Source organism: Alteromonas sp. McT4-15, assembly GCF_020515205.1.
Taxonomy (GTDB): domain Bacteria; phylum Pseudomonadota; class Gammaproteobacteria; order Enterobacterales; family Alteromonadaceae; genus Alteromonas.
Map to the genome: position 1 here is coordinate 1 of NZ_JAJALG010000009.1, position 12128 is coordinate 12128.

Annotated in this window: 11 protein-coding genes and 9 tRNA genes; 2 read left to right on the top strand and 18 right to left on the bottom strand. The window is 43.9% G+C overall.

Going from position 1 to position 12128, the window contains the following annotated elements:
• Window positions 1-134: 134 nt before the first annotated feature.
• The 14 genes from LHL20_RS08845 to LHL20_RS08910 all read right to left on the bottom strand — a co-directional run bounded on the left by LHL20_RS08845 (window position 135) and on the right by LHL20_RS08910 (window position 7061).
• Window positions 135-1541, bottom strand: coding sequence for an alanine/glycine:cation symporter family protein (locus LHL20_RS08845; RefSeq protein WP_202264898.1), 1407 nt, complete (start codon window positions 1539-1541; stop codon window positions 135-137).
• A 262-nt stretch (window positions 1542-1803) separates the two neighbouring features.
• Window positions 1804-1879, bottom strand: a tRNA-Gln gene (locus tag LHL20_RS08850).
• Window positions 1880-1883: 4 nt separating this feature from the next.
• Window positions 1884-1968 (bottom strand) — tRNA-Leu (locus LHL20_RS08855).
• A 35-nt stretch (window positions 1969-2003) separates the two neighbouring features.
• A tRNA-Met gene (locus LHL20_RS08860) sits at window positions 2004-2080 on the bottom strand.
• A 53-nt stretch (window positions 2081-2133) separates the two neighbouring features.
• Window positions 2134-2209, bottom strand: a tRNA-Gln gene (locus LHL20_RS08865).
• Window positions 2210-2211: 2 nt separating this feature from the next.
• Window positions 2212-2296 (bottom strand) — tRNA-Leu (locus LHL20_RS08870).
• Between the two features lie 35 nt (window positions 2297-2331).
• Window positions 2332-2407: transfer RNA gene (locus tag LHL20_RS08875), tRNA-Gln, on the bottom strand.
• Window positions 2408-2411: 4 nt separating this feature from the next.
• A tRNA-Leu gene (locus LHL20_RS08880) sits at window positions 2412-2496 on the bottom strand.
• Between the two features lie 33 nt (window positions 2497-2529).
• Window positions 2530-2606 (bottom strand) — tRNA-Met (locus LHL20_RS08885).
• Window positions 2607-2940: 334 nt separating this feature from the next.
• Window positions 2941-3891 carry a peptidylprolyl isomerase gene (locus tag LHL20_RS08890; protein WP_226433042.1) on the bottom strand — a complete coding sequence of 317 codons (951 nt, stop codon included), beginning with the start codon at window positions 3889-3891 and terminating at the stop codon, window positions 2941-2943.
• A 139-nt stretch (window positions 3892-4030) separates the two neighbouring features.
• Window positions 4031-5122 carry a redox-regulated ATPase YchF gene (gene ychF / locus LHL20_RS08895; RefSeq protein ID WP_226433043.1) on the bottom strand — a complete coding sequence of 364 codons (1092 nt, stop codon included), beginning with the start codon at window positions 5120-5122 and terminating at the stop codon, window positions 4031-4033.
• 41 nt (window positions 5123-5163) lie between these two features.
• Window positions 5164-5745, bottom strand: coding sequence for an aminoacyl-tRNA hydrolase (pth, locus tag LHL20_RS08900; RefSeq protein ID WP_159625350.1), 582 nt, complete (start codon window positions 5743-5745; stop codon window positions 5164-5166).
• 5 nt (window positions 5746-5750) lie between these two features.
• Window positions 5751-6377, bottom strand: a complete 627-nt coding sequence (locus tag LHL20_RS08905; RefSeq protein WP_159625348.1) for a 50S ribosomal protein L25/general stress protein Ctc — start codon at window positions 6375-6377, stop codon at window positions 5751-5753.
• 228 nt (window positions 6378-6605) lie between these two features.
• A complete protein-coding gene (locus LHL20_RS08910; protein WP_226433044.1) occupies window positions 6606-7061 on the bottom strand; it encodes a ribose-phosphate pyrophosphokinase in 456 nt (151 codons plus the stop codon).
• A gap of 689 nt (window positions 7062-7750) precedes the next feature.
• Here LHL20_RS08910 and LHL20_RS08915 point away from each other — a divergent pair.
• Window positions 7751-8059: a hypothetical protein gene (locus LHL20_RS08915; protein ID WP_201283861.1), complete on the top strand. Its 309-nt coding sequence runs from the start codon at window positions 7751-7753 to the stop codon at window positions 8057-8059.
• Window positions 8060-8137: 78 nt separating this feature from the next.
• On the opposite strand, the gene LHL20_RS08920 is transcribed toward LHL20_RS08915, so the two are convergent.
• The 4 genes from LHL20_RS08920 to lolB all read right to left on the bottom strand — a co-directional run bounded on the left by LHL20_RS08920 (window position 8138) and on the right by lolB (window position 10714).
• Window positions 8138-9085 carry a ribose-phosphate pyrophosphokinase gene (locus LHL20_RS08920; RefSeq protein ID WP_159625344.1) on the bottom strand — a complete coding sequence of 316 codons (948 nt, stop codon included), beginning with the start codon at window positions 9083-9085 and terminating at the stop codon, window positions 8138-8140.
• Between the two features lie 33 nt (window positions 9086-9118).
• A tRNA-Gln gene (locus tag LHL20_RS08925) sits at window positions 9119-9194 on the bottom strand.
• Between the two features lie 33 nt (window positions 9195-9227).
• Window positions 9228-10088 carry a 4-(cytidine 5'-diphospho)-2-C-methyl-D-erythritol kinase gene (gene ispE, locus LHL20_RS08930; RefSeq protein WP_226433045.1) on the bottom strand — a complete coding sequence of 287 codons (861 nt, stop codon included), beginning with the start codon at window positions 10086-10088 and terminating at the stop codon, window positions 9228-9230.
• Entirely contained in the window at window positions 10085-10714 is a 630-nt protein-coding gene (gene lolB, locus LHL20_RS08935) for a lipoprotein insertase outer membrane protein LolB (protein WP_226433046.1), read from the bottom strand. Before lolB ends, ispE begins: the two co-directional genes overlap by 4 nt.
• A 130-nt stretch (window positions 10715-10844) precedes the next feature.
• On the opposite strand from lolB, the gene hemA reads away from it, so the two are divergent.
• Complete coding sequence (gene hemA / locus LHL20_RS08940; protein ID WP_226433047.1) at window positions 10845-12119, top strand: glutamyl-tRNA reductase; 1275 nt, start codon at window positions 10845-10847, stop codon at window positions 12117-12119.
• Window positions 12120-12128: the final 9 nt, after the last annotated feature.

Genomic DNA, 12128 nt, shown 5'->3' on the forward strand with positions numbered 1-12128 from the left:
CATAAAAAAATCCGATGGCAAATGCTCATCGGATTTTTACATCTATAAAAGATCGGTCAACCGATCGCTAAAACTTTTCTTAACTGATCGGCATTAGGCCTTCGCCTCCTTTTCTAGTCGTTAACTAGAGCGTGTCAGTCCCACACTCCATCTTCAGACTTGCCCTGTATTTCACAGTCACCCGCTTTGTATTCCACTTTCTCGCCACTGTCTTTTTTCTTGAAGTAGTCTTTACTGATAGAAACAATTGTCGGCGTCATCCACACGATAGCGATAATGTTAATCACCGTCATTAAGCCTAACGCCATATCTGCCATTGCCCACACTTGTGGCAGTGCTGCCTGCGCACCCCAGTAAATCATTCCTAGATACCCAATGGTATAAGCCGCGCGCCCAGCACGGTTATCTAGCTTAAACATGTGCAGGTTACTTTCGCCATAGGCGTAGTTTGCTACCACAGAAGTAAAGGCGAATAAGCTGATAGCGGCGGCAACAAAGTCTGTTCCCCCTTCACCCAAATGGCTGCTCATAGCATCTTGCGTTAGGCGAATACCTTCCATTTGCTCTGAGCTAGAACCGCCAGCAAGTAAAATAATGAATGCGGTGGCAGTACACAGCACCATGGTGTCCAAAAATACACCTAGCATTTGAATATAACCCTGTGAAACGGGGTGGTTAGGGTTGGGTACTGCACTGGCTGCTGCATGAGGTACAGAGCCGCTTCCGGCTTCATTTGAGTACAAACCGCGCTGAATACCGTTTTTAATCGCAGCGCCAAGTGCACCTGCGCCGGCTTCTTGTAAACCAAAAGCTGATTTTACGATATCGAGAAGCATAGCGGGCAGCTCTGAAATATTGATAAACGTAATAGCAAGTGCCACTAATACGTAACCTATACCCATGAACGGCACAACGTATTCAGCAAAGCGCGCGATACCGCGTAAACCACCTACAACGATAAGTGCTGCCAAGGCAATAATAGCAACACCTACGTATTCACTGGGAAATGCATAGGCATTGTTAAGTGCATCTGTAATGGTATTGGCCTGTACAGCGCTAAATACAAATCCATAGCCGAAGAAAAGACACAAAGAAAATGCGACAGCAAGCCAGGTTTTGTTTAAGCCTTGCTTGATGTAATAAGCAGGGCCGCCACGAAATTCGCCGTTTTCATCGCGCACTTTGTAAAGCTGGCCTAGCACGCTCTCGGCAAAGCCTGTTGCCATACCCAAAAGTGCGATCATCCACATCCAGAATATGGCGCCAGAGCCACCTAAAGAAATGGCAACAGCAACACCCGCTAAGTTACCGGTTCCAACCCGAGCGGATAAACTTGTACAGAGTGCCTGAAACGAGCTTATGCCGTCTTTCGTTGCGGTATTACTGCCTTTTAGCAGGGAAAACATATGGCCAAAGTGTCGCAGCTGTACGCCGCCAAGCTTTACCGTAAACCAAATACCACATGCCAGAAGCATGATAATAAGTACTTGGCCATCTCCCCACAACACGTTGTTTACAATAGAAACGAGTTCGTTGATCACGCACTTTCCTTCGTTATTGTTATTAGGACTCAGATACTATTCGATGGCGCTTTCGTAACACTTTTCCTTTACGAAGAATGTATTTAGAAAGTGTTTACCATAGACTTAGTATGGAAAAGAGAAGGTCCATTAGTCATAAAAACTCAATACTAGCATGACAAAATGCAAAATGGGGGAAGAAAAAAGCGAGTGGCTATTAAGTTTTGAACTTGTTTATAGCAAAAAATAAAAAACCGCTCAAAAGAGCGGCTTTTCAAGAATATGGCTGGGGTAACAGGACTCGAACCTATGAATGGCGGGATCAAAACCCGCTGCCTTACCAACTTGGCTATACCCCAATATTGGTGCGGAAGGAGAGACTTGAACTCTCACGCCGTGAAGCACTGGAACCTAAATCCAGCGTGTCTACCAATTCCACCACTTCCGCGTATGTAGACTTTCCAATTAAGGAAGTATAAAAGTTGGTGGCTACGGCGAGATTCGAACTTGCGACCCCATCATTATGAGTGATGTGCTCTAACCAACTGAGCTACGTAGCCTAAAACTTTTATTTTCAATAAAAAGCCGCTCACAGAGCGGCTTCTCAAGAATTTGGCTGGGGTAACAGGACTCGAACCTATGAATGGCGGGATCAAAACCCGCTGCCTTACCAACTTGGCTATACCCCAATTGGTGCGGAAGGAGAGACTTGAACTCTCACGCCGTGAAGCACTGGAACCTAAATCCAGCGTGTCTACCAATTCCACCACTTCCGCGTAGACGTTAGCTGTAATATTCTTTTAAAAAAGAATGGCTGGGGTAACAGGACTCGAACCTATGAATGGCGGGATCAAAACCCGCTGCCTTACCAACTTGGCTATACCCCAGTTGTGGTGCGGAAGGAGAGACTTGAACTCTCACGCCGTGAAGCACTGGAACCTAAATCCAGCGTGTCTACCAATTCCACCACTTCCGCGCAGCTAAACTTTCCTAAGAAATAATAGAGAAGTGGTGGCTACGGCGAGATTCGAACTTGCGACCCCATCATTATGAGTGATGTGCTCTAACCAACTGAGCTACGTAGCCTCTTTACTTCTCTTCCCTCTCAGGAAGTGGCGCGTATTATGCGTATATGACTGGCAACCGTCAACCCCTTTTTTACTAACTTTTTCTAAATGCTTATTAAGTGTTCGTTGGGGTATGAATATCACTCAAAAAGTGGCGAATTTGAACAACTTGAGAGATTCGTACTGCAAAATATTACAGTTCGTGAAGTGCCAAAAGCGCAGTGGCTGGCATAACCAATGAAGCATCTTGGCTGAGTTTTATACAGTATTTACGTGCTAAACCGCTACGCAAAATGCGACCTCGTATTATTGAAGCCGTATTTTTAATCTCATGCTAGTCAAAATAATTGAATTTATGGTGTCGTCGTCGCTTTGGTTTGGTGATAGCACACGTCAATTGGCCGAGGGCCGTAACTGTTATCGTGAAAAAACGGGTTGTCGAGCGTTTTACCTACGTGAATGCGCTGTTTAAACTCTTCATTGTTTGTGGTCTGTAAAAAGTAAGGCTTATCCTGTGGCCTATGTACTTTTGCGCTAAGGATAGTGCTGTCTTCGACTAATGTATCGAGTACACCGCCGTTTGCAAGATTTCCTCTCGGCAGTTTTTGTAATACATCCATGCCTTTCACAACGCGTCCCACCACAGACATATTTCGGTCTAAATGTCGTGGCGCTTGACCAATCACAATATAAAACTCAGTACTCGCGGTATCCTTTTCGCTGTTACGCGCAAATGCAACAACTCCAGGACAGTGTAGCCCCCACATTTGTTGCTTGTCTTTGTCGATGCCAACAGCAAACCCGTCTAAAAATCCGGTTTCAGGGGCAAACATATCTTTGTTTTCAATCGATACTACATTCCCAGAAAGGGGCTGCGTAAATTCAGCGTCTATATTGGACAAAAGTGCAGGCTCGAATTTGTTAGCATCATGGCTGTCATTGCTTCCTGCTTGTGCGACAAAGCCATCAACAACGCGGTAAAAATGTTGATTGTCGTAAAACTTTGCGTTAATCAGTGCTTTAAACCTAGCGACATGTTTAGGAGCAAGGGCAGGGTGTAGCGCGATAACCACATCACCTAATGGTGTAGTAAACGTGACAGTTTGTTGTTGAGCTACTTCAAACCACTTACCGGTGTTACTGTTCACAGTGGATTGGCTTGTTTTTGCCAACTTCTCGCTAGGTTCAGAAGCAAGCGCTGGTAGCGTTGCTATTGACACGCCCAACGACATCAGAATAAGTGTTTTTAGCGTAAAACGCTTAATAGTGGCTGCGTTTTTGTCAGTTACGGTGTTTCTACTCATTTTGCTTCCGTTGATGAGACGTGAAAACACTTTTATATCAGGGTGTTTAGCTTTGCTCAAACTTAAAACAAAAAAGCCACCTAAACAGGTGGCTTTAAAAATAGTGCTTTATTGATGTTCACACATCAAGATAACGCTTTTATACATTAAAGCGGAAGTGAATTACATCGCCGTCTTTAACAATATAATCTTTACCTTCTAGACGCCATTTACCCGCGTCTTTGGCTCCTTGCTCACCGTTAAATTCTACGAAGTGGTCGTAGCTTACGATTTCCGCACGAATAAAGCCTTTTTCGAAATCGGTGTGAATTTTACCTGCTGCCTGTGGTGCAGTTGAGCCTTCAGGGAAGGTCCATGCGCGCACTTCTTTTACACCAGCAGTAAAGTAAGTTTGTAGCGTAAGTAGGCTGTAACCTGCGCGAATAACACGGTTAAGACCTGGCTCTTCTAGGCCCATGTCCTGCATGAATTCTTCGCGCTCGTCATCTTCAAGCTCGGCAATATCCGATTCGATAGCGGCACAAACCGCCACTACAGTTGCGTTTTCACCTGCCGCAATTTCACGAACTTGATCAAGATATGGGTTGTTTTCAAAACCGTCTTCGTTCACGTTAGCAACATACATGGTAGGCTTAAGTGTCAGCATGTTCATGTAGCTAATAGCGGCAAGCTCTTCTTTTGAAAGCTCAAGTGAACGAAGCAATAAGCCTTCGTCAAGATGCGGCTTAATCTTCTCAAGTACTTTCATTTCGTACTTGGCGTCTGCGTCACCACCTTTAGCACGTTTTGCTACACGGTGAAGCGCTTTTTCAGTTGTTTCAAGGTCAGCAAGTGCTAACTCGGTATTGATAACGTCAATGTCGTCCTTCGGACTAACGCGACCAGCAACGTGCACGATGTTTTCATCGTCAAAGCAGCGAACTACATGGCCAATGGCGTCAGTTTCACGAATGTTAGCCAAGAACTTGTTACCAAGACCTTCACCTTTAGACGCGCCTTCAACTAACCCTGCAATGTCTACGAATTCCATCGTGGTAGGAATAACGCGCTGAGGATTTACAATTTCAGCTAGCTTGTCCAAACGAAGGTCTGGTACAGGTACTACACCAGTGTTCGGTTCGATGGTACAGAAGGGAAAGTTAGCCGCTTCAATACCCGCTTTAGTTAATGCATTGAAAAGTGTTGATTTACCTACGTTCGGTAGGCCAACAATACCGCATTTAAAACCCATGGTATGGATCCTTGTCTGGAAAAGTAATCACTGTTAATCGGTTACGCTTTATGCGAGTGTAACCTGTTCTGCGCTTGCTTTAGGTCTTCTTTAAGCAGAATTTCGGTGCAGCGAACCGCTTCATCAATGGCGCTGTCAATGGCTGCTTTCTCATCTGCTGGCGGCTTACCTAGCACGTGGCCTGTAACTCGGCTTTTATGTCCTGGGTGACCAATACCAATACGCAAGCGTAAAAAATTCTTGTTGTTACCCATTTTAGCCACAATGTCACGCACGCCATTTTGACTAGAGCTACCACCTACTTTGTACTTTGCTACACCGGGTGGTAAATCGAGTTCGTCAAACGCTACTAGTATTTGTTCTGGTTCTATTCGGTAAAAGTTTGCAAGTGCTGCAACCGCCTGTCCACTTTTATTCATAAAGGTAGTGGGGTAGAGCAAACGAATATCTTTGCCAGCAATCGTAATACGAGCTGTTTTACCGAAGAATTTTGTTTCTGGTTTTAGCGGGGCGTTATAGGTGTCGGCAAGTTGGTTTAGAAACCATTCACCGGCATTGTGTCGGGTATTGTCGTATTCGGGGCCTGGATTACCCAGACCCACGATAAGGCGAATATCAGCCAAGAGGATTATTCCTCAGTAGCTTCTTCTTCGCTGTCTTCAGCTGCTGCGCCTTTAGCAGGCTTAACAGTTACAACCGCTAGGTCGTGAGCTTCGTCGTTCTTAGCAAGTTCAACAGAAGATACGCCAGCTGGAAGTGTAAGGTCAGACAAGTGTAGTGTTTGACCCATTTCAACGCCTGCCATGTCTACTTCGATGAACTCTGGTAGATCTTTAGGCTGACAAGTCACTTCGATTTCTGTTAGGTGATGCTCAGCAACACCGCCAGCTTTAACCGCTGCAGATTTCTCTTCGTTGATGAAGTGAACTGGAACGTTAGTGTGTACAGCTTGACCAGCGATTACACGTTGGAAATCGATGTGAGTGATCTTAGGCTTGTACGGGTGGCGTTGCATATCTTTAACAAGAACTTCAACTGCTTTACCGTCTACATTCAAAGTAAGAACGTGTGAGTAAAACGCTTCAAATTCAGAAGCTTGAAATACTTTGTTGTGTGCAAGCGTGATAGAAACTGGCGCTTCTTCACCACCGTAAATGATACCTGGAAGCTTATCTTCGCGACGTAGGCGGCGGCTCGCACCTTTCCCTAGGTCTGTACGAACAGATGCGTCTAGGTTAAAAATTGCTTCAGACATTGTCTGTCTCCAATTATAAAGTCTAATGGTGTAGGTTTTTGCGACCAAAACCTACTGTTAAATTGTGTTTATCCGTACTCAAAAAGCACGTCATTACACCACCTCGAATTTCAAGGGCGGCGAATTCTAACACCACAACTACAAACATACAATTGCTAGCAAACAAAAAGCGCCCGCTAAGGCGCTTGTAATCACACTATTTATGCGGATGCAACTTATATAGTGTGTTTATTGTGTTTGAATGTTATCAATCACCTTACTGGTATCAAGTACCTTGATAGTGTTTACTTGCAATACGGTACCGAATTGAGTGAATGTCATTACATCGGGTTTTGTAACACCATTAACTTCGACAATTAACCCATTCTTTTGATAGGTTTCGTCTAGCCCATGTAGGGTATAGCGGTCGCCATTTTCGGCAATAAAGGCATAAAAACCGCCTTCCAGCTCTTTATATATAATAGAGCCTGTGAGTGTGACAGATTGCGTTTTTGACGACTCTATTGCCGCACTTTGCTTGACGGGTTCTGCTTCTAGCGCTTTAGGTTTGGCGCTTTCGGCATTACTCTGCATCTCTTTTTTATCAGCCACAGTAGCGTCTCCATTCTCTTCTTTATTATTGCAACCAGACAGTAGCAGAGTTGATGTCGCTACAGTAATTAGACATAGCGAGGATATTTTCATTTCTCTTCCTTTTGTAAATAGAATTACGGCTGTACACATTAACAACCGAGCTGGTAGGTGTTTACCTACTATTTGGCTATAGTGTTAGCAGAAAGTGAAGGTGGAGGCAAAATATGTTTAGCGCGATAAGCATTGAGTAAAACGCCATTCCTTCTTTTTCAGCTTGAGTAATTTCTACATTTATTAACACCATATTATACAGTTGTTACCTTAACCATTTCTTAACAGCCGGTTTAAATCACTTCAAATCACACCTGTATTATCTTGTCACTAGCCTCTATTTGCCTGATACATGTCACAAAATAAAGTCTGCATTATTGTGTCTTTTGTAACGTTGATGTCGTCACTATCTAATTGAAGGGGAAAGGGTTTAAACAAAATTTAATCAGTGGGTTAGCGTTTTGATACACGCGAATAACACATAGCAAAAGGATCCTTCTTTATCACTTTTTTCAATGCAAATTTTTTAGCAGGCGAGATTCGTTTGAATCTTATAAGAATCGAGACGAAATTCACTTTGGTATAATGACTGCAACAATCGCTTTGTCAAAGAAAGGTAGGGTGTCTTTAAGGTCGCACAAGCGTGGTAAACCCAAAATATGTTTTTGGGTTCAAGGGCTATTTAGCACAATACCTTATTTTCTGTGCATGGATGTATAAGCGCAGCGAAACAATACGTTAAGGAGAAAATGATGAAACATTTAGGTAAAATTCTAGCAATCTCAAGTTTTGCGCTTACTCTGGGCGCGTGCGATGTAAATAAAACGAAAGATGGTGAGATGCCAGATGTTGACGTTGATGCAGGCGAAATTCCTGAGTATGAAGTCGTTAAAACAGAGGACGGAGAAATGCCAACGGTCGATGTCGATGGTGGTGAACTTCCCGAGTACGAAGTAGAAACAGCGGATGTTGAAGTGCGTACTGTTACTAAAGAAGTGGAAGTTCCGGTAGTTGATGTTGAAATGCCCGAAGAAGATGACGATACCGACGATAACTAATGGGCTGCAATCTCGGGAATGTAATTAAAAAAGGCGAGCCATGCTCGCCTTTTTGCTGTTTGCTTACATCAAGTGCAATTAGTACTCAAACATCGCAGAAATAGATTCTTCGTTGCTGATACGTCGAATCGTTTCTGCAAGCATCTCAGACAATGTAAGTTGCTTAACTTTACCCATTTTCTGCATTTCTGCACTTAGTGGGATAGAGTCAGTCACAATAATTTCGTCGATCACAGACTCTTTAAGATTGTTTACTGCATTTCCAGAGAAGATCGCGTGAGTAGCATAAGCATATACTTTTCGAGCACCATGCGCTTTCAACGCTTCTGCTGCTTTTGCCAGCGTACCGCCTGTGTCAATCATGTCGTCGACAATAATACAGTCGCGGTCTTTCACATCACCAATGATGTTCATTACCTGAGCGACGTTCGCTTTAGGACGACGCTTATCAATAATGGCAAGATCAGTATCGTTAAGCAGCTTAGCCGTTGCACGAGCGCGCACAACACCACCAATGTCAGGTGATACAACAACCGGGTCTACAAAATCTCTTCTTACCATATCAGCAAGAAGGATAGGTGTACCGAACGCATTATCTACAGGAACGTCAAAGAACCCTTGAATCTGCTCGGCGTGGAGGTCGATAGTAAGAACGCGGTCAACACCAACATTAGACAGGAAGTCAGCCACTACTTTCGCAGTGATTGGTACCCTAGCTGAACGAACACGACGGTCTTGGCGTGCATAACCAAAATAAGGGATCACTGCCGTGATACGACCAGCTGATGCGCGACGCAATGCGTCGATCATCACGATCAATTCCATCAGGTTATCGTTAGTAGGCGCACAGGTAGACTGAATAATAAAAACGTCCGAGCCACGGACGTTTTCATGAATTTCTACGCTGATTTCACCGTCACTGAAACGGCCAACTTTGGCATTTCCAAGTTTGGTATAGAGGCGATCGGCAACTTTCTGGGCAAGTTCTGGTACGGCATTACCTGCAAAGAGCTTCATATCTGGCACAAGTGGTTCCTCAGTGCGTTGATAAAAGAGGTTTGGCTGGGGTAGCAGGACTCGAACCTACGAATGGCGGGATCAAAACCCGCTGCCTTACCAACTTGGCTATACCCCAATTTTTAAGTTCTTGTCCGATGTGGCGTACACGCTATTTTTGTTGTTCTAATTTATCTAATAGTGGTGAGCGGTTCACACCTTTTGCGACAAAGCTCTGCCAATTATCAGGCATTTCTGCTTGAACTTGCTCGGCTAAAGCGCGGTCAGAAAAAGTGGCAAACACGCAGGCACCTGTGCCCGTCATTCGCGACGGTGCGTAGTGTACCAACCACTGTAATAATTTTGCAACTTCAGGATAGCGATTCTCGACTAATTGCTGACAATCATTGTGAGTTTTTTCGAATTTATAATCTTGCCATTGTATTGCAGGGGTATTTCTTGGCAATTCAGGTGCTGTGAACACTTGTGCCGTACTCACATGCACATTAGGGTTGGCAACTAAATAATACATCTCAGGTTGTGGTGCAGGTGTAATATGCTCTCCAACACCGCCAGCAAATGCTGTTAACCCTCTTACAAAAATAGGTACATCGGCACCAAGTGATAATCCCAGAGCTGCCAGCTCATCTTCACTTAAACCCGTGTTCCACAAGTGGTTAAGTGCAACTAAGGTGGTCGCCGCATTTGATGAACCACCTCCAATGCCACCGCCCATTGGGAGACATTTATCAAGTGTTATTGTTGCGCCCAGCTTGCATTGAGTTGTTTCTGCCAATAAACGCGCTGCTTTTATAATAAGGTTTTCGTCATCTGCAACGCCTTGTAACGGCGTGGCCATTTTTATGGTTGAATTTTGAGCGATAGTAAAGGCCAGCTTGTCACCGTAGTCGAGCATTTGAAATAAGCTTTGTAGCTGATGATAGCCATTTTCGTAGCGACCAAGAATATGAAGAAAAAGATTGAGCTTGGCAGGTGAAGGCCACCAGTCTTTTGTGTTTACTTGTGTTTTCAATTGAGCGTCCACTCGTAAATTTTTATTTTAAGTTGTGTTTTCGGTATGTTTTCCGTTTGTTCTTGTGTAAGTGTAATACTATGTGGAAGCCAAACGTTGTCACTGACTGCTGTTTTAACGCTTCCATAGTTGCCATAACTTACTTTCCAGTTTCGGCATAAGGTGCACGTGCTTTCTAAAGTATCAACTAAACCTTTTTCAGTAAGCGTGTAAGAATCGTTTTCAAGAGGAAGGCCTTTGACCCAAGAGAGAAGAGATTCTACAGGAATGATCATGCCAGTAATATTATATATAAGCGGCTCTGGCTTAGCGTCTATATAAGTTTCACCATCGGCCTCTAAAACGGATTTATTATTGGTAACATTAAGGTCGACCATGGTGACGCCAAGAAAATTGGCTAATCGAAATTCGAAATTACCAGAATCGTTTTTCCAAACTAGATTTAAACTCGCCGCTTCTTTACCCTGACGAAATGCAATTTTGCCACGCATTTGCCATTTGTTAACGTCGGCAACTTTTTGTAGTTGTGCAGTAAGGTTTACCGTGTTCTGTGGCCCTTTTGGTGCAGTGGTACACGCACTTAGCATAATAACCGTGCTGATACATAAAAATAAAATGCGAATCATTTCAGTAAATGCGCCTGATTAATATTAATACAAATAGTAGTAACAATATGGGAACACAGTTTCACCAACACTTTCAATCATTTTGGCTTTTTCGTACAATGCCGCTCCGACGTTGCCAGCACAGATTTTAATGACTTTACTCGCCCTCGGTATTAACCACAAAACAGCCCCAGTCGCATTACGTGAAAAAGTGGCCTTTACACCTGACTCATTGGTGGAAGCACTTGCGAGCTTAAAAAAGCTTGAAGGTGTAGACGAGTCAGTGATTGTGTCTACGTGTAATCGCACAGAACTGTATGTGAATACCCAAGATGAAAGTGGCCAGAAACTGCTGCAATGGCTCAGTGATTTTCATCATTTAGATGTACAGGAAATTTCAAACAACAGTTATGTGTTAGCGCAGGATGAAGCGGTAAAGCATATCATGCGTGTGGCAAGCGGCTTAGATTCACTAATACTGGGTGAGCCGCAAATTCTTGGACAAGTAAAACAAGCTTTCGGTGACGCAAAACACTCAGGAATGATCAACAGCGAGTTTGATAAGTTATTTCAACATACATTCTCTGTTGCAAAACGCGTGAGAAGCGAAACCGATATTGGTGCTAACGCAGTAAGCGTTGCCTATGCAGCTGTTCAGCTGGCCAAGCATATATTCGCCGAGCTACCCAAGCGTTCAGTGCTGCTGGTAGGGGCCGGCGAGACGATTGAATTGGTCGCGCAGCATTTAAAAGAGCAGGGTGTAAGCAAGATAGCGGTTGCGAATAGAACCGTAGCGCGCGCCGAAGCATTGGCTGAAACCCTCGGAGCTAGTGTTTATACCCTTTCTCAGGTGCCAGAACACTTAAAAGATTTCGATATAGTGATCAGTTCTACGGCCAGTCAACTACCTTTAATAGGTAAAGGCATGGTCGAAAAAGCTTTAAAGCAGCGAAAGAACATGCCTATGTTTCTTGTAGACCTCGCAGTTCCAAGAGATATAGAGTCAGAAGTTAATGACTTAGGTGATGCTTACCTTTATACGGTTGACGATTTACAGCATATTGTTCAAAAGAATTTAGAAAACCGAGAACAGGCAGCAATCGAAGCTGAAAAGCTTATAGATAAGCAAGCTGGCGACTACATGACATGGAAACAGTCGCAGCAATCAATCGATTTAGTGAGACAGTATCGCCAAAAAGGCATGGCGCAGCGTGACGATATTGTTGAAAAAGCCAAAGCACAATTGGCAGAAGGAAAAGAAGCTGAAGCGGTATTAGAAGAAATGGCGTATAAGTTAACCAATGCGCTATTGCATCCTACCACATTGGCGTTACGCGAAGCCGCCATGCACGATGATCCAGCGTTAAGTCGTTGGCTAGGGCAAGCATTAGCATTGTCTGACTATACGTCAGAAGAGAATAAATAAGGTAATAAG